Origin of the sequence: Streptomyces sp. NPDC014656 (assembly GCF_043084305.1) — a bacterium.
Lineage (GTDB): Bacteria > Actinomycetota > Actinomycetes > Streptomycetales > Streptomycetaceae > Streptomyces.
Map to the genome: position 1 here is coordinate 267,664 of NZ_JBIBZN010000011.1, position 17,331 is coordinate 284,994.

The window sequence follows — 17,331 nt, forward strand, 5'->3', positions numbered from 1 at the left end:
GCTCGACTACGGGGGTGGGGGCCATGGACACGCACGGCGCGGACGGGGGCGCGGGCGCCGACGCGCTGCTCGCCGTCCTGGAACTGCTCGCCGGACAGGCCCTGCCCGGCCAGTTCGAGACCCTCCTCGACGAGGCCCGGCTCGCCGGACTCGACGAGGCCGGACTCGCCCGGCTGGAGCGGGCCGTCACCCTCGCCCGCTCGGTCCACGACGGACGCGCCGACGACCGGTCGCTGGCCGCCCGCAGCGGCGCCTCCCTCGCCGTACTCACCGACACCGCCCGCGACCTGACGCTCAGCTACGACCTGGACGGCCTGCTCCGGATCGTCACCCGCCGCGCCCGCCGCCTCCTCGGCCTCGACATGGCCTACGTGACCCTGCGCGGCCCCGAGGGCGCCTGCTACATCCGCGTCACCGAGGGCTCCCGCACCGGCGGCGACACCGGCGCCGCCACCGGTCCGGGGCTCTGCGTGGGACTGCGCATCGGCACCGGCAACTGCCTCGGCGGCATCGTCCACCGGACCGGCGAACCCGTCTGGACCCCCGACTACCCCGCCGACGAGCGGTTCACCAGCGGCGAGGCACCCGACCCGGCCGCCGCCCTCGACGGCGCCGAGGTCGTCGACCCCGGCGACGAGGCCGTCCGCGCCGAGGGGCTCCGCGCCGTCGTCGCCGTCCCGCTGCGCAGCGGCGACTCCGTCATCGGCGCCCTCTTCGGCGCCGACCGCCGGGTCCGCGAGCACACCCCCCAGGAGATCGCCCTGCTCGGCGCCCTCGCCGACCTCGCCGCCCTCGCCGTCGAGAAGGCCGGGCTCCTCGACCGCACCCGCGCCGAACTCCTCGAACTGGAGCGGGACAGCGCGCGCGTGCGCACCAGCCTCACCCGGATGCGGCACGTCAGCGAGGCCCACGGCCGGATCATGAACCTGGTGCTGGCCGGCGGCGACCTCCCGCACGTCGCCAAGGCCGCGGGCGACGCCCTCGACGCCACCGTCATGGTCCGCGACCCCGGCGGCCGCCGCCTCGCCGCCAGCGGCGACTTCCCCGGCCTCGACGAGGACGCCGTCGCCAAGGCGTCCCTCGACGCCCACGCGCTGCGCCGCCCGGTGCTCGCCGCCGACTCCGTCTGGGTCGCCCCCGTCATCGCCGGCTCCGAGGACCTCGGCGGACTGGTGGTCCGCGCCGAGGGCGGCCTCACCGACGAGGACGAACGGCTCCTCGAACTCGTCGCCCAGTCCGTCGCCCTGCTCCTCCTCATGCAGCGCTCCACCGCCGTCGCCGAGGGACCCGTCCGCGACGAACTCCTCGACGACCTCATCGCCGACCCGCCGCACGCCCCGCAGCAGAGCGCCCGGCGCGCCCGGCGCCTCGGCGTGGACCTGCGCAAGCCGCACGTCCTCGTGGTTGCCCGGCCCGAGGGCGGCGAGCAGGGCAGGGCCGTGGTCTGGGCGTCCTCGTACGCGTACCGGCTCTCCGGCCTCAAGACCGTGCAGGGCGGCTGCGTCGTGCTGCTGCTCCCCGGGGTGGACGCCTCCGCCGCCGCCTCCGCGGTCTCCGAGGAGCTCACCCCGCTCCTCGGCCATCCGGTCTCCGTCGCCGCCGCCGGACCCGGCGGCAGCCCCGACGCGGTCGGACCGCTGTACGCGGAGGCGCTGCGCTGCCTGGACGCGATGAGCGCCCTCGGCGGTACGGGCTCCGCCGCGGCCGTCGCCGACCTCGGCTTCCTCGGCATGCTGCTCTCCGACGACCACGACGTGGACGGCTTCGTGGAGAACGCGATCGGGCCCGTCCTCGACTACGACGCCGAGCGGCTCACCGACCTCACCCGCACCCTGGAGGCGTACTTCGCCTCCGGCGCCAGCCCCACCAACGCGGCCGAGGCCCTGCACGTCCACCCCAACACCGTCTCCCGCCGGCTGGAGCGGATCGGCGAACTCCTCGGCCCCGAGTGGCAGAAGCCCGGCCAGGTCCTGGAGGTCCAGCTCGCCCTGCGGCTCCAGCGCACCCGCGAGGTGCTGACCCGCCGCCGCACCGCCACCGCCCCGGCCCGCCCCCCGGCGGCCCCGGCCGACTGAACCCGGCCGCCCCGCGCGCAGGTGCCCGTCCGCGCGGTCGCGGACGGGCACCCCGCCCCGGTGGCCCGTTGGGGCGGGCCCGGGATCGGCCGGAGGGGATCCGGCAGGGAGGGAGGAGCGCGGCGGCCCGCCGGGCGTCAGCCGGCCGCGCGCCGCGTGCCGTAGCCCGTCGCGTCCCACGCCGAGCCGAGCACCGTCGCCGTGTGCGCGGCCGAGGCCAGCGTGATGTGCCGGTGCCAGCCCCGGTAGGAGCGGCCCACGAAGTCCCGCAGCCCCGCCTCCTCGCCGACGGCCGCGAAGTCCCGGTCCACCCGCTGCGCGAGCTTCGTCAGCCGCAGCAGCGAACCGACCGTCGCCTGCGTCAGGTCGCTGATCCACACCCGGGCCGGGCCCCGGCGCGGGTCGTCCCACTCGCCGAGCAGCATCAGCGGCCGCATCCGCTCCCCGCCGGGGGAGGGCAGCGCGACCCGCACGGCGGTGGCCAGCGAGGTCCGCGAGGTCCGCGCGCCGCCCACCGTGTCCACCCAGCTCACCGGCCGGCGCAGCCCCTTCAGGGACTCCAGGATCTGCGCGGCGGGCAGCGGGCCCGCGCCGAAGCCGGGCAGCGAGCGGTCGGCGATGGCCAGCCGCGAACCGGCCCCGATCCGCGCCACCACCGGCACCCCGGCCGCGGCGAGCCGGGTCAGCGCCGCCCGGCCCGCGCCGCCCCGGATGTCCAGGAGCACCGGCTTGCGGGTGATGTCGGTCCAGCGGGCGGTGTCGAGGGCGGCCGCGACCGCGCACTCCTCCAGCGTCTCCTCGCCGGCCTCGTCGGGGACCTCCGCGCGGTCGCGCCGCGTGCGGTCCTTCACCCACGGGTCCGGCAGGAACAGCCGCCAGTTGACCGGCGCGCTCAGCTCCTCGCCGGCGAACCACACGCCGAACGCCTGCTGGCCCTGGAAGACCTGCCCGCGCTCGGGGTCGAAGCGCCGGTCCACGCCCACCGAGTGCTCCCCGGCCTTCGGGATCGGCATCGGCCGCACCACCCACGCCTGCGGGTGTCCGCCGCGCTCCAGGAACCGCCCGAGCGCGGCCCGCATCGGCTGCCAGTCCCAGGTGGAGCTGGAGATGAAGTGGTGCAGGCTCTGCTCGGCGGCCGGCCCGCCGATCTGCGCGGCGATGTTCCGGATCGACTTGCGGCCCTGCGCGGTCAGCAGCCCGTGCAGGTACTGCTCCGCCTTCAGCCGCTGGTCGCGGCGGGCGAAGCCGGAGAAGAGCGCGGAGGTCAGCTCGGTGTAGACGTCCTCGCCGGGACGGGGCGCGGCGGCCCGGGGCACGGCGCGGACCCGGGGGCGCGGCACGGTCGGAGGGACGGCCACGACGGCCGTCCCGCGCTTGATTGCGACGGATGTACTCACGACACTCCTGCCCGTCCTGCCCGAGGGTTGCGCAGCTGCTCCCGCTGCCACTCCACCGTCTCCCGTCCACCCGCGCCCCGGCGAGGTGGACCCGGCACCCGAAACGGCCGCCGGATGGTGGCCGGACCACCGTCCCGCCCCTGACCTGGGCCTCTCGCTCCTCCGGCGGGGCCGCGCGGGGCCCCGGCAGGGCCCCGGGGCGCCCCGGGAGTGCCCCCGGACCACCCTCCGGGGCCCCGGGTGGTGGTCCGGCCACACCCCTCCGGATGAGCTGACAGACTCGCCGGACGCGCTTTGACCCGTCGCGCTCCGTCGCCGGACCATCGCAGAGCGAGGCGACACGGGCGGGGTCCGGTTAATGCCCCAGGCCGGGTCCGCGCCCGTGCGCCTCGCTCCGACGGCCCCCCGTACCCTGGGGCCGTGGACGCGCGCGGTCAGCTGCCGGTCGCCCTGGCGGTCTCCGCCGGCGGCGCGATCGGTGCTGCCGCGCGCTACGGCGCCACGCTCCTGTGGCCCGTCCCGGCCGGCGGCCTCCCCTGGACGGTTCTCCTCGTGAACGCGTCGGGCTGCGCCGTGCTCGGCGTCGTCATGGTGCTGCTCACCGAGTTCCGTACCGCCCCCCACCTGCTGCGGCCCTTCCTCGGCCCCGGGATCTGCGGCGGCTTCACCACCTTCTCCACCTACGCGGTGGACACCCAGCGGCTGCTGAGCACCGGTCACGCGGTCCGGGGGCTGTGCTACTTCGGCGGGACGCTCCTCGCCGCCCTGGCCGCCGTCTGGGCCGCGAGCGCCCTCACGCGGAGCCTCGTGCGCGGCCGGGCGGAGGGCGCGTGAACTGGCTGCTCGTCGTCGCCGGCGCCGCCGTCGGGGCGCCCCTGCGGTACTTCGTGGACCTCGCGGCCAAGGGCCGCTTCGGACCGGGCTTCCCCTGGGGCACCCTCGCCGTGAACGTCTCGGGCTCCCTCGTCCTCGGCCTGGTGACGGGCCTGGCCTCGGCGGACGCGCGGCTGCTCCTGGGCACCGGCCTGTGCGGCGCCCTCACCACGTACTCGACGTTCTCGTACGAGACGCTGAAGCTGTACGAGGACGGCGCGAAGGGCCGCGCCGTCCTCTACGTGCTGGTCAGCCTGGCCGCCGGGCTCGGGGCCGCCTGGCTCGGCGCGACGGCGGCGGGCTGACCGCCCGCGGCTAGGCGGTGATCCAGTCCGAGGTGGCGATCACCGGCTGGACGCCGTCGCGGTGGACGGTGCCCTCGATGAGGCCGTACATGCGGTCGGCCGCGAAGTACACCTCGTTGTCGTTCTTCAGGCCGAAGGGCTCCAGGTCCACCAGGAAGTGGTGCTTGTTCGGCAGGTTGAGCCGCACCTCGTTGACGGTGGGCACGTGGTCGAGGACCCGGCAGGCCATCGCGTGCAGGGTCTGCTGGAGCGAGTAGCTGTACGTCTCCGCGAACGCCTCCAGCATGTGGCGGCGGGCCTTCAGGTAGGAGCGGTCCCAGTCGTGCTCCGGGTCCGCGGCCGCCGTGGCCGAGTTCGCCCAGCGGGCGGTGACCTTGGTGGCCAGGATCCGGTCGTACGCCTCCTGGAGCGTCGTGTACTCGTCCTTGATGAAGCCGTGGAACTCGGAGTTGGTCGAGTTCATCACGGTCAGGTCCTTCAGGCCGGACAGCACCTGGAGGCCGGTGGCCTCGCTGTAGGTGACCTGCGCGGTGCGCACCTCCTGGCCCTGGCGGACGAAGGAGTGCTGCTCCTTGCGGGTCGGGACCGGGATCCGCTCCCAGGCGAACTCCTCGACGCGGATCTGCGCCTCCCGGATCACCTCCTGGGAGGTCACGAAGTGCTTGGCGAGGAGGATCGCGAACGCCTCGGGGGAGGCGATGCCGTGCTCCTTGGCGAAGGCGTAGACCGTGTTCTTGGTGGTGTCGGTCGGCAGGCAGTTGCCGTTGTCGCCGGTCAGGTGGACGTCGCGGTACTCGCCGCGCAGCGCCACCGACACGTTCAGGTCGCGGATCTCGTGCCAGGCGCCGTCCTCGCCGCCCCTGCGGGCGATCCTGACGATGCGGTTCTCGGCCTTGCCGTACTGGTTCTGGGCCAGGACGTGCTTGCTCATGCGGTTCAGCTCCTGCGGGTACGCGGATACGGATATCCCGTACGCCCGGCGTCCAGCGCGCCCGCGTCCCGCGGTCGTGCGCTCCCCGCCGTCCGGCCCGTGAACGGCGGACCGCCCCGGGACTGACGAGCATCCCGGTCCGTAGGTGGTGGCTCGAAGATAAGGGCCTTCCCGTCCACTGGCAATGGGGGGAGGGCGCGGGCGGATCCGCGGCCGGGCGCGGTCAGTACGGCAGCAGCCGGGTCTCGGCCGCCGGCAGGCCCTTCGCCCACCAGTGGTCGTAGCGGCCGTAGACCCGCGGGTCGCGCCCGGCGAGCAGCCTCCCCAGCGAGGCCGCCTCGGCCGCGAGCCCGGCCCAGTCGCCGGGCGTCAGCGGGTGGAAGGCGGCCGCCTCGACACCGCCCCCGACGGGCCGCCAGGCCCCCGCCACGTACCCGTCGACCAGCAGCGTCGGCAGCACGTCGCCGTTGATCCGTATGACGTGCCGGCGGTACGCGTCGGGGACGATCCGGCTCCGGTCGGCGTACGCGAGCAGGGTGCTGTCCCACATCGCCATCAGCCGCGGCGGGGCCGGCGTCCCCCCGTCCGGGCGGGCCGCTCCCGGCAGGTCGTACAGCACCGTGCCGTCCGGACCGGCCAGGACCTCCGCCGCGCCCTGTGTGACCAGCGCGTCGAGCGCCGCGCGGGCCCGGCCGCGCTGGACGAGGCCGAACTGGCCCAGGTCCGCCGCCGACGCGGGGCCGAAGCCCGCGAGATAGCGGCCGGCCAGCGCCTCCAGGCCCTCGGCCGCCGCTTCCGGGCCCGTCGGCACCGGCGCGGGGCCGGAGGCGACGAAACCGGGGGAGGCGGCGTACTGCCAGGGCGGGCCGCCCGGCGCGTGCCACAGCGGCGCGTACTGCCGCAGCATCCGTCCCGCCGCCGGGGTGAGGCTCCCGCCGCCCCACAACTCCTCGGCCCGGAGCCGCAGTTCCTCACCCGTGCGGGGCCGGTCCGCGTACGCCAGGAGCTCCGGCAGCAGCGCGTCGGCGCCGTCCGGCGTGATCCCGGTGCCGGTGAACCGCCGGTCGCGCAGCCGGCTCCCGCGCAGCGTCGGCTCCACCGCCGCCCGGAAGGGGCGGTAGTCCTCGGCGCGCACGAGGTGCAGGGTGATCCGCATCAGCGTCGAACGGACCAGCCGGAAGCCCTCGATCGCCCCGTCGAGGGCGGCCGGGTCGAAGCCCGCCACCCGGTTCCACAGCGCCACGTACGGCGAGCCCGGCTGCTGGGCCTGGAGCGCCACCATCCGCCGGACCGCCTCCTCGACGGCGACCGGCTCCCGCGCGAGCAGCAACTGGCGGGCGAGCGTGGCCCGGTTGAGCGCGCGGGCGGTGAGGGCGGGCGGGGACGCGGTCGCGGTCATGGCTCCGATTGTGGCGCGGGGGTCCGACAACGGCCCCCGCGCCACGGGCGGTCACTGCTCGCGCAGCCCCCAGGGGGACCCGTACTCCGTGAGGAGGTCCAGGAAGGGGCGCGGGTCGAGGGCCTCGGCGCCGAGGACGCCGCAGCCGGACCAGACGCCGGTGGCGAGGAGTTCGAGCGCGACGACCGGGTTGACGGCGGTCTGCCAGACGACGGCCTGGGAGCCGTACTCGCGCATCGACCACTCGTTGTCGACCACGTGGTACAGGTACACCTCGCGCGGCGCCCCGTCCTTGGTGCCCTTCACCCAGGTGCCGGCGCAGGTCTTGCCGCGCATCCGGTCGCCCAGGGTCGCCGGGTCGGGCAGGCAGGCCGCGACCACGTCCCGGGGCGAGACCCGCGTCCCGTCCGGGAGCGTCACCGGCTCCGTACGGTCGAGGCCCACCCGGTGCAGCTCCTTCAGCGTCCGGATGAACTCCTCGCCGAGGCCGTACTTGAACGTGACCCGGCGGGCGTCCACCCAGCGGGGGATCAGCAGCACCTCCTCGTGCTCCACGTTCACGCACTCCACCGGGCCGATGCCCTCGGGGAAGTCGAAGACCTCGGGCTCGCTGAACGGCGGGGTGGTGAACCAGCCCCGGTCCGCCTCCCAGACCACCGGCGGGTTCAGGCACTCCTCGATGGTCGTCCAGATGGAGAACGAGGGCGCGAAGCCGTAGCCGTCGACGGTGAGGTTCGCGCCGTCGCGGACGCCGATCTCCTCGACGGCGTCGAAGAGTTCCTCGGCGGCGTACCGCGCGAAGACGTCCGACAGGCCCGGCTCCACGCCGAGGCCGACGAGCGCGAGGCGCCCGGCCTCCTCCCACCGCGCGGCCCGCTCGAACTGCGCGTCGCCCAGCTTCACCCCGCACTCCTCGTACGGGCGCTCCGGGTGCGGCCGGGACAGCGACATCGCCATGTCCAGGTAGTGCGTCCCGGCCTCCAGCGCGGCCTCGAAGAGCGGCATCACGAACCGCGGGTCGGTCGCGTTCAGCAGGACGTCGCAGCGCTCGCGCTCCAGGAGGGCGGTCACCGCCGCCCGGTCGGAGGCGTCGATCCGGGCGGCGCTGAACCGGCCGCCGGCCGACTCGCCGAGCGCGGCGACGGCCGCCTCGGCGCGGGACACGTCGTAGTCGGCCACCACCATGTGGCCGAGGAAGGAGCGGCGGGCGGCGATCCGGGTGACGGCGGTCCCCACACCACCGGCACCGACGAGCAGGACACGCATGGTGACAAACCACCTTCATCGTCAGGAAACAAGACGGATCCCGGGAGTGCGCCCATGAAAGCCGTCCGCCGCGATACCGGTCAACGGCGTTGGCATAACCTGGGAAGGCGAGGGAAAGTGGGTGCCCATGGCTAAGAAAGTGGTCCCCGAGGGGGAGCGGCGCCGCAGAAAGCCCGTCAAGGCGGGAGGGGTCGTCCTCTCGGAGCGGCTCTACATCGAGACCGCCCTGCGCATGCTCCAGGAGCACGGCAGGGAGGGGCTGACCGTGCGCAGGCTCGGCGCGGCCATCGGCGCCGACCCCAGCAGCCTCTACCGCTACTTCCGGGGCACCGACGACCTCCTCCTCGCCGTCGGCGACGAACTCGCCGGCCGCGCCCTGCGCGGCTGGGCGCCCACCGGCGACTGGCGGGCCGACCTCCGCGAACTCGGCCTGCGCGTGCACTCCGCCTACCTCGCCCACCCGCAGGCGGCGATCCTCACCGCCAGCCGGGTCAGCGGCCGGTCCCACGAGATCGCCGCCGACGAGGCGATCCTCGGCGTCCTGCGCACCGCGGGACTCCCCGACGCCGAGGCGGTCCGCGTCTACCACGCCTTCATCGACCAGGCCCTCGCCTTCGCCGCGCTCGACGCGGCGGCCCTCGCCCTCCCGCACGGCGCCCGCGCGGCGGACGAGGCCGTCTGGCAGGCCACCTACGCCCGCCTCCCCGCCGCCACCCACCCGCACATCGCCGCCACCGCGCCGCGCCTGGTCGCCCGCATGAACACCAGCGCCTACCCGGCGGCCCTGGAGATGCTCCTGGACAGCGCGGCGGCGGTCCTCAGCTCCCTTCCGGGCGGGGCCAGGCCGACGCGCGGAGCAGACGCAGGCCGTTGAGGCCCACCAGGACGGTGGAGCCCTCGTGGCCGGCCACGCCCAGGGGCAGCGGCAGGGTCCCCAGCAGGTCCCAGGCGACGAGGACGGCGATGAACGCGCCCGCGATCACCAGGTTCTGGACGACCAGCCGGTGCGCGGCGCGGGAGAGGGCGACGACCGCGGGTACGGCGGCCAGCTCGTCGCGCACGACGACGGCGTCGGCGGTCTCCAGGGCCAGGTCCGAACCGGCCCGGCCCATCGCGATCCCGCAGTGGGCGGCGGCCAGCGCCGGAGCGTCGTTCACGCCGTCGCCGACGACCAGCACCCGGCGGCCCTCCGCCTCCCAGGCCCGCACCGCGGCCACCTTCTCCTCGGGCAGCAGCCCGGCGCGCACGTCGGTGATGCCGACCCGCCCGGCCACGCGCCGCGCGGCCCGCTCGTTGTCGCCGGTCAGCAGCGTCGGGGCGCGGCCGGTCAGCCGGGTGAGCGCGGCGACGGTCGCGGCGGCGTCGGGGCGGAGCCGGTCGGCGACCCCGAGGACGCCCACGGCCCTCCCGTCGCACACCACCACCATCGCGGTGCTCCCCTCCTCCTCCAGCTCCCGCACCACGCGCGCGTGGCCGTCCTCGGGGACCACGCGCGCGTGGTCGCCGTCGGGTCGTACGCGCGCGTGGCCGTCTCCGGGCAGCAGGCGGGCGGGGGAGCCGATCTCGATCCGCCGGCCCTCGACGGTGGCGGTGACGCCCCGCCCGGGAGCGGCGGCGAAGTCGTCGGCGGGGGCCAGGGCGAGGCCGCGCTCCCGGGCGGCGCCGACGACGGCGCGGGCCAGCGGGTGCTCGCTGGGGTGCTCGGCCGAGGCGGCGAGCCGGAGCAGGGCGTCGGCGTCCAGGCCGCCGCCGGGCAGCGGGCGGACGTCGGTGACGCGCGGGGTGCCCTCGGTGAGGGTGCCGGTCTTGTCGAGCGCGACGGCGTCGACCTGCCCCAGGCGCTCCATGACCACGGCGGACTTGGCGAGGACGCCGTGCCGGCCGGCGTTGGCGATCGCGGACAGCAGCGGCGGCATGGTGGAGAGGACCACCGCGCAGGGCGAGGCGACGATCATGAAGGTCATCGCCCGCAGCAGCGCGGACGTCAGGTCGTCGCCGAAGGCGAGCGGGACGCCGAAGACGGCGAGGGTCGCGAGGACCATCGACACCGAGTACCGCTGCTCGACCTTCTCGATGAACAGCTGTGTGGGCGCCTTGGTCCGCGACGCCTCCTCGACCATCCGCACGATCCGGGCGATGACCGAGTCCGAGGGGTCGCGCCCGACGCGCACCCGCAGGGCGCCGGTGCCGTTGACGGTCCCGGCGAAGACCTCGTCGCCCGCCTCCTTGGCCACCGGCAGCGGCTCGCCGGTGATCGTCGCCTGGTCGACCTCGCTCGCCCCGCCGACGACCCGCCCGTCCGCGCCGATCCGTTCGCCCGGACGCACCAGGACGGTGTCCCCGGCCGCGAGCAGCCCCGCGTCCACGGTCTCCTCCGAGCCGTCGGCGAGCAGCCGGGTCGCGGTGGCGGGCGCCAGGTCGAGCAGCCCGCGCACCGAGTCCGCCGTCCGCGCGGTCGCGACCGCCTCCAGGGCGCCGGAGGTCGCGAAGATGACGATGAGCAGCGCGCCGTCCAGGACCTGGCCGATCGCGGCGGCGCCGAGCGCGGCGACGACCATCAGCAGGTCCACGTCGAGCGTCCGCTCCCGCAGCGCCTTGAGCCCCTCCCAGCCCGGCTCCCACCCGCCGGTGGCGTAGGCGGCGGCGAAGAGCGTCCCCCACAGCCAGGCCGGGCCGCCGAGCAGGTACGGGGGGAGGGCGAGGAGGAACAGCCCCAGCGCCGCCGCCGCCCACCGCACCTCGGGCAGGGCGTACGCGCGCGTGCGGCGGGGCGCCGGAGCGGGTGAGGGGGCCGGGGAGGGGGCCGGCGCGGGGACGGGGCGCCGATCCAGGGAAGAAGGCATGACGGGGCGACCCTTCGCGGGCAGGCGGCATCGACACCTTCACCATACCGGAACACCTGAACACCTATTCATGTGTCATCCGTATGATGGCCCCATGGGCCACGGAATCGACGCCGCCACCGCCGCCACCCCCCGCGAGCGGCTCGACGCCGTCGGCACCGCCGACGTCGCCGCCACCCTCCAGGCCCTCGCCACCCCGTCCCGCCTGTACATCCTCGCCAGGCTCCAGGAAGGCCCCTGCGCGGTCGGCGACCTCGCCGAGGCCGTCGGCATGGAACCCTCCGCCTGCTCCCACCAGTTGCGCCTGCTGCGCAACCTCGGCCTGGTCACCGGCGAGCGCCACGGCCGCTCGATCGTCTACGCCCTGTACGACAACCACGTCGCCGAACTCCTCGACCAGGCGCTCTACCACGTGGAGCACCTCCGCCTCGGCGTCCGCGACACCGCCGCGGAGCCCCCGGCGGACCGCTCGGCCTGACCGCTCCGCCCGACCGCTCCGCCCGACCGGACGCCCCGGCGCCCGGCGCTCCGGCGTTCCGCGGAGGGCGGCGGCGCGCCGCGGGACCGCGCGCCCGGCGGCGTACGAAGAATGGGAGAGAACCGTACGTACCGCCTGAACCACCCCACGGGAGCTCCCGCCCATGAGCGCACCGCCCTCGCCCCCCGTCCGGATCGGCGTCCTCGCCCCGCTGAGCCGCCCCGGCTGGACGGAGGCCGGACGGCACCTGCTCGCCGGTCTCGAACTGGCCGCCGAGGAGGTCGGCGGCACCGGGGGGATCGGCGGGAGGCCCCTCGAACTCCTGGTCAGGGACACCGCGGCCGACCCGCGCCGGGCCGAGGCGGCCGTGGACGAACTCGCCGGCCTCGGCGTGGCGGCCCTGGCGGGGGAGTACCACAGCGTCGTCGCCCGCGCCGCGGCCGCCCGGGCCGACGCCCTCGGCCTGCCCTTCCTCTGCTCCTCGGCGGTGATCGACGCGCTCACCGAGCGGCCGACGGACCGGGTCGCGCGGCTGGCCCCGCCGCAGTCCCGCGGCTGGCGCGTCTACGCGGACTTCCTCCTCGCCGCCGGCCACACCCGCGTCGCGGTGGCCACCGAGCCGAGCGCCTACTGGGCGGCGGGCACCCGCGTCCTCCGCGCGCACCTGGCCCCGCACGGCGGCACCGTCACCGAACTCGACGCCCGCGCCCTGCCCCCCGAGGCGCTCCGCGACGCGCTGGCCGCCGGGGACGCGACGGCGCTGCTCCTCCTGACGGGCTTCCCGGATCCGGCGGTCCCGCTCGTCAGGGCCGTACGCCGGGACCCCCGGCTCGCGGGTCTCCTCATCGGCGCGCCGGCCGGCCAGCCGGAGTTCGCCGAGTGGGCGGAACTCCTGGGCGGCGACGGCGGCGCGGTCCCCTTCCTCCGCTACCTCCCCGCCGACCCGACCCCCCTCGGCGCCCGGGTGACGGCGGCCCTCCGCGAACGGCTGGGCGCGGACCCCTCCTTCGTGGCCCTCGAAGGCCACGACACGGTCACCGTCCTCGCCGAGGCCCTCCGCTCCCACGGCCCCGACCGCGAGGCCGTCACCGCCTCCTGGCCGCACGTCGTCGTGGAGGGCACCCGGGGAAAGATCCGCTTCACCCGCCCCGGAGGCTCCCCCGTGTGGCAGTGGGCCGACCCCCCGCTCCAGGTCACCGACCGCGACCCGGCCGACCCCACCCGCTTCCGCGCCCTCCGCCGCGGCGCACCCGGGTAGCGGGAGGGCCTCGCCCGGCAGGACGGTGCCAGGGGCGGTTCATGCCAGCGGGCGCGGGTTCCGTCCGGGCGGGCGGGTGCCGAGACTCGGCGGTGACCGCAGTGTGCGCCGGCATGGGCGGCGCACGCGTCCCGTCGAAAGAGAGCACACGTGTCCCCAGTACCCCGGGCCGAGCTGCTGAGCCGGGCGATCCTCGCGGGGACGTCCGTCTATCTCGCCGGCCAGGTGGTGCACACGGTCCTCAACACCAACCGGTGGCCGTTCTGCACCTTCAACATGTTCGCCTACCACAAGCGTGACCGGGCCCTGCAGATGCGCGTCCGGCTCCTCACGGACGACGGCGAGGCCGTCGGCCCCACCGACCCGTGGTCGCTGCTGCCGCTGGAGTTCTTCCGGGTGGTGTCCGTCCTGGAGCGGGTCTTCCACGCACAGGACGACGCCGAGGTCCGGGACCGGTTCTGCCGGCAGGCACTGGAGCGGCTGAACCGGCGCGGGTGGCGGGCCTGGGACGAGGTGAGGGCGTCGTTCTCGGCAGGGCCCGGGCGGCGGTTCGTCGCGATGGAGCTGTACTTCGTCGAGGTCGACTTCCGGACCTGCTCGCCCTTCGACCGGACCGAGGTGACCTCGGCCGAGCTGGTCCACCGGTACGACCCCGAAGGCGTCGTGGCCGATCGGACGGAAGCGCCGCTGTGGCGGTTCGTCGAGCCCCTCGTCGAGGAGGCCGGGAAGGAGGGGGCGGGGCATGCCGCCTGAGAACACCGGGGCGCGCCAGCGCCTCGCACTGGCCCGGCTCACCACCGGCCTGGCGATTCTGAACACGCTCCGGCACCTGCCGCCCGGCGACGCCCTCGTCGACGAGTGGAGCCGGAAGGAGGACGGCGGGGGCGGCCCGGCCCCCCGGCGGCTGAGCGCCGAGCAGTACGAGGCCCTGCGGCGGCTCGCGTTCGTGTCGACGGCCGCCTGGACGCTCGGCGCCGAGAGCAAGGCCCTCAAGTTCGCGGCCAACGTCTCCTTCGCCGCCGTGCAGCGGCACGTCGCGCAGTTCGACCAGCGGGCCTGGAACTACAACTCCAACCTCAACGTCTACCTGCTGCTGCTTTCCCTGACCGACTCGCGCGGCAGCCTCGCCGGAGCCGTCGGCGAGGGGGCGGACGACGGTACGGGCGACGAGGCGCCGTCGCCCGGCGTCGACACCGCCGTGCTGCTCGCCATGCGGCTCTACTACGGCTGCCTGTACTTCCAGTCCGGGCTCTCCAAGGTGCTGCTGAGCGGGCCCGCCTGGGCCGACGGCCGTACCCTGCGCGGCAGCTGGGCCGAGCTGGGCAACCGGGCCGGCAAGTGGCTCAGCCGGCGGCCGGTGACCGTGGCGGCCGCCGCCAGCGCCGCCACGCTCGCCTTCGAACTCCTCTTCCCCGCGGCGCAGTTCGCGCTGCGCGGACGCCCCCGTGCCGTGGGGCTTTCCTCCCTCGCCTTCCACGCCTCCATCAAGGCGACGATGGGCATCTCCTTCTGGCACCACGCCGTCCACGCCCTGCCGCTGTTCGTCCTCGACCCTGGCGCCGAACGGCACACGGCGCGCCTCCTGCGTTCCTTCCGGAAGCGCTGAACGGAGCCCTGGACGGAGCCCTGAAGAGGACCTGAAGAGGACCTGAAGAGAGCCCTGAATAGAGCGCCGTACGCGTCCTCCGCCGGCCCCCCGAGCCTTTAGCACGGGGGGCCTTCGCGTTTCCCGGACGCCTTTTCCGGCGATTTCCGATTTCATCTCCGGCAGCTTCCTGCCGGGTGCGTTTGATGCCAATCGGAACCCCTTCCTCGGGGTTCGGCGGCGGGACATCATTAACTCGTCGCCAACAAACGGAGGCGGCGCCGGGAGAAAATCCCGGGAAACCACGGAATCACTCAGGGAGTCATCATGCTGAAGATCATCAAGGTCGTCGCCGCCCGCGCCGTCTCGGGCCGCGCCTTCAACTAGCAGTCGTCGCCTCGCGGGCCGGGAACGACCCCGGTTCCCGGCCCGCGGCAGCGGCTCCCCCTCGCATTCCCACCCCAGCTTCCATCCCAGATCCAGAGTTCGTCCGGAGGCGGAACAGCCCATGGTGCACACGGAAACGAAGAGCGCGGAACCGTCCGATGTGAAATCCATCTGGCATGACTCCAGATTCCGCCGCCATTTCGCCGGAATGTGGGTCAACGCCTTCGGGAACGGCGTCTTCAACATCGTCCTTCCCCTTCTCGTCTTCGACCGGACGCACTCCTTCGCCGCGATGGGCGGCGTGGCCCTCGCCACCCAGCTGCCCAAGGCGTTTCCCGGCCCCCTCGTCGGTGTGCTCGCCGACCGCAGGTCGCCCCGCGCGATGATGCTGTGGGCCTACCTCCTCCAGGCCGGCCTCGTCCTGACGATCCCGCTCGCCGCCGGCGCGTCCGTCGCCGCCGTCTGGCTGATCGGCCTCGTCGCGTACGCGATGAACACCGTCGACCTGTTCGCCCGCACGGCCACCTTCGTCACCGTCCCCCGCGTGTACGGGGACCGCCGCAGCAAGGTGAACGCGGCCTTCGCCAGCGCCTGGACGTCCGCCTCGGTCCTCGGCCCCGCCGCCGGCGGGTTCCTGCTCCAGGTCACCTCGGCCGACGTGCTGATGCTGCTCGACAGCCTCACCTTCCTGGCCATCGCCGCCGTCGTCCTCACCATCGGCGTCCCGACCACGCCGGGGAACGCCTCCACCGCCCCCATCCGGAAGAGCCTCCTCGACGGTCTCACCTGGTTCCGCCGGGCCGAGGGCGCCGGACGGTTCACGGGCTCGATCGCCGCCGTGGCCGTCGTGTACGCGCCCCTCGGCACCCTGGCCGTCTTCGCCGTACGGGACGTGTACGGCGACGGGCCCACCGAGGCCGGCATCGTGACGAGCGCCGCCGGAGCCGGCCTCTTCCTCGGCACCCTGATCTGCCAGCGCCTCGCCGACCGGCCCAAGGAACCCGTGATGCGGCGGGCCGCCCTCTGGATGGCCCTGGGCTCCGCGCTCTTCGCCGTCCCCTCCTGGATCGGCGCCGCGACGGCGATGCTCGTCGTGAACCTCTGCGGCATGGTCTACGCGGTCTCCCGCTCCAACCTCATCCAGGAGCGCGTCCCGATGGAGCACCTGGGCCAGACGATGACCGCCGTCCAGTCGCTGGAATCCGCCGTCCAGCCGGTCTCCGTCGCCGTGGTGAGCGCCGTGCTCGCCCTGGCCGGACCGCCCGGGGCGGCCGTCTTCCTCACCGTCTTCTCGGTCGCCGCGGCCCTGCTCGTCCTCGGCGGGGGACGGCTGCTGACCCCGCGCGCCGAGACCGCGCCCCCGAGCACCTCCCGCACCCCGTCCACCCCGAACGCGACCGCCTCCGCGGCGGCCCACGGAGGCACCCGATGACTTCGATCAACCTGCGGCAGGGACTCTCCGTCCTGCAGCCGGGCAAGGACCTCATGGTCGGCCTCATGCCGCCCGCGGCGCTGGCCGTCGAGGACGCCCCCGACTACCTCCGGCACGTCCTGTCCGCCTTCTCCCGGCCCGTCCCCGAGGCGGAGGCGCTCGCCACCGTGACCGCCCACTCCGGCCTGGACGCCGAAGAGGCCGGCCGGCTCCTCTCCGAGCTCCGCTGCGCCGGTGTGCTCACCACGCACTGGGTCGACCGGGAGGAGCGCTACAGCCGCCACCGCCTCTACTTCGGCGTCGCGGGCTTCGAGGGCGACCCGATGGCCGTCATCCGGAACAGCACCGTCGGGCTCATCGGCGCGGGCGGCATCGGCAGCAACGTGGCGATGATGCTGGCCGCGGCGGGCGTCGGCCGGCTGGTCGTCGCCGACGCGGACGTCGTGGAGACCACGAACCTCACCCGCCAGTTCCTCTACACCGAGGGCGACGTCGGCACCCCGAAGGTGGAGGCCCTGGCCCGCCGCGTCGCCGAACGCAACACCGAGGTCCGCGTCGACGTCGTCGACGGCGTCTTCGACGGCCCCGACTTCGCCGTCCGGCACTTCGCCGACTGCGACCTCGTCATCCTCTCCGCCGACACCCCGCAGGACGTCCACCGCTGGCTGAACGAAGCGTCGGTCCGGACCGGCGTCCCCTACACCTGCGCCGGCTACCTCGACACGATGGGCGTCGTCGGCCCGCTCGTCGTGCCCGGCCGCACGGCCTGCCTGGAGTGCCACTTCGCCGACACCGGCCTGGCCTCGTTCAACGGCGGCGACCTGGAGACCACCGACTTCACCGACTACAACCGCGCCTACCAGGCCCCGAGCTACGGCCCGCTCAACGCCATGGTCTCGGCCGCCGCCGTCAACGACACCCTGCGCTTCCTCCTCGGCCTGCCGGCCCGGTCCCTGGGCACCAAGCTGCTCCTCGACTCCCTCGACTACGGCGTCCAGACGGAGGAGTACGAGCGGAACACCGCCTGCGGCTCGTGCGGCACGGGCGGCTCGTGCGGCACGGGCGCGCGCGAGGAGGCCCTGAGCGGCGCGGCCTAGCGGGG

The 17,331-nt window shown here is 75.1% G+C and carries 15 protein-coding genes; 10 read left to right on the forward strand and 5 right to left on the reverse strand.

The annotated features are described in order from the left end of the window. The first annotated feature begins 23 nt into the window (after positions 1-23). Positions 24-2,075, forward strand: a complete 2,052-nt coding sequence (locus tag ACF1ED_RS24825) for a helix-turn-helix domain-containing protein (protein WP_391763951.1) — start codon at positions 24-26, stop codon at positions 2,073-2,075. Positions 2,076-2,212: 137 nt separating this feature from the next. On the opposite strand, the gene ACF1ED_RS24830 is transcribed toward ACF1ED_RS24825, so the two are convergent. Beyond that, positions 2,213-3,472: an IS701 family transposase gene (locus ACF1ED_RS24830; RefSeq protein WP_391763953.1), complete on the reverse strand. Its 1,260-nt coding sequence runs from the start codon at positions 3,470-3,472 to the stop codon at positions 2,213-2,215. Positions 3,473-3,892: 420 nt separating this feature from the next. On the opposite strand from ACF1ED_RS24830, the gene crcB (ACF1ED_RS24835) reads away from it, so the two are divergent. Both crcB (ACF1ED_RS24835) and crcB (ACF1ED_RS24840) read left to right on the forward strand, forming a co-directional pair. Beyond that, the gene (gene crcB, locus ACF1ED_RS24835) at positions 3,893-4,306 is read left to right on the forward strand and encodes a fluoride efflux transporter CrcB (protein ID WP_391763955.1); all 414 of its coding nucleotides are present in this window, start codon (positions 3,893-3,895) and stop codon (positions 4,304-4,306) included. Then, positions 4,303-4,650 carry a fluoride efflux transporter CrcB gene (gene crcB, locus ACF1ED_RS24840; RefSeq protein ID WP_391763957.1) on the forward strand — a complete coding sequence of 116 codons (348 nt, stop codon included), beginning with the start codon at positions 4,303-4,305 and terminating at the stop codon, positions 4,648-4,650. The genes crcB (ACF1ED_RS24835) and crcB (ACF1ED_RS24840) overlap by 4 nt, the downstream gene beginning before the upstream one ends. 10 nt (positions 4,651-4,660) lie before the next feature. Here crcB (ACF1ED_RS24840) and pucL read toward each other — a convergent pair whose 3' ends face one another. From pucL to ACF1ED_RS24855, 3 genes are all read right to left on the reverse strand, one after another. Then, complete coding sequence (gene pucL, locus ACF1ED_RS24845; RefSeq protein WP_391763959.1) at positions 4,661-5,581, reverse strand: factor-independent urate hydroxylase; 921 nt, start codon at positions 5,579-5,581, stop codon at positions 4,661-4,663. A gap of 223 nt (positions 5,582-5,804) precedes the next feature. Next, on the reverse strand, positions 5,805-6,980 hold the full coding sequence (locus ACF1ED_RS24850; RefSeq protein WP_391763961.1) for a winged helix DNA-binding domain-containing protein: 1,176 nt from the start codon (positions 6,978-6,980) through the stop codon (positions 5,805-5,807). Positions 6,981-7,031: 51 nt separating this feature from the next. After that, entirely contained in the window at positions 7,032-8,246 is a 1,215-nt protein-coding gene (locus ACF1ED_RS24855) for a saccharopine dehydrogenase family protein (RefSeq protein ID WP_391763963.1), read from the reverse strand. Between the two features lie 127 nt (positions 8,247-8,373). Here ACF1ED_RS24855 and ACF1ED_RS24860 point away from each other — a divergent pair, with 127 nt between their 5' ends. Continuing rightward, positions 8,374-9,120, forward strand: coding sequence for a TetR/AcrR family transcriptional regulator (locus tag ACF1ED_RS24860; RefSeq protein WP_391763965.1), 747 nt, complete (start codon positions 8,374-8,376; stop codon positions 9,118-9,120). Here the strand turns inward: ACF1ED_RS24860 and ACF1ED_RS24865 are convergent. Beyond that, positions 9,065-11,089, reverse strand: coding sequence for a heavy metal translocating P-type ATPase (locus ACF1ED_RS24865; RefSeq protein ID WP_391763967.1), 2,025 nt, complete (start codon positions 11,087-11,089; stop codon positions 9,065-9,067). The two genes, ACF1ED_RS24860 and ACF1ED_RS24865, sit on opposite strands and share 56 nt — an antisense overlap. Positions 11,090-11,183: 94 nt before the next feature. Here ACF1ED_RS24865 and ACF1ED_RS24870 point away from each other — a divergent pair, with 94 nt between their 5' ends. From ACF1ED_RS24870 to ACF1ED_RS24895, 6 genes are all read left to right on the forward strand, one after another. Beyond that, positions 11,184-11,567, forward strand: a complete 384-nt coding sequence (locus ACF1ED_RS24870; protein ID WP_391763969.1) for an ArsR/SmtB family transcription factor — start codon at positions 11,184-11,186, stop codon at positions 11,565-11,567. Between the two features lie 163 nt (positions 11,568-11,730). Next, on the forward strand, positions 11,731-12,825 hold the full coding sequence (locus ACF1ED_RS24875; RefSeq protein ID WP_391763971.1) for an ABC transporter substrate-binding protein: 1,095 nt from the start codon (positions 11,731-11,733) through the stop codon (positions 12,823-12,825). Positions 12,826-12,975: 150 nt separating this feature from the next. Next, positions 12,976-13,578 carry a hypothetical protein gene (locus ACF1ED_RS24880; RefSeq protein WP_391763972.1) on the forward strand — a complete coding sequence of 201 codons (603 nt, stop codon included), beginning with the start codon at positions 12,976-12,978 and terminating at the stop codon, positions 13,576-13,578. Further along, on the forward strand, positions 13,568-14,431 hold the full coding sequence (locus tag ACF1ED_RS24885) for a hypothetical protein (protein WP_391763974.1): 864 nt from the start codon (positions 13,568-13,570) through the stop codon (positions 14,429-14,431). The genes ACF1ED_RS24880 and ACF1ED_RS24885 overlap by 11 nt, the downstream gene beginning before the upstream one ends. Before the next feature lie 574 nt (positions 14,432-15,005). Beyond that, on the forward strand, positions 15,006-16,229 hold the full coding sequence (locus tag ACF1ED_RS24890) for an MFS transporter (RefSeq protein WP_391763976.1): 1,224 nt from the start codon (positions 15,006-15,008) through the stop codon (positions 16,227-16,229). Further along, positions 16,226-17,326 (forward strand): HesA/MoeB/ThiF family protein, encoded by a 1,101-nt coding sequence (locus ACF1ED_RS24895; RefSeq protein WP_391763977.1) that lies wholly within the window; start codon positions 16,226-16,228, stop codon positions 17,324-17,326. Before ACF1ED_RS24890 ends, ACF1ED_RS24895 begins: the two co-directional genes overlap by 4 nt. The last annotated feature ends 5 nt before the right edge of the window (positions 17,327-17,331 follow it).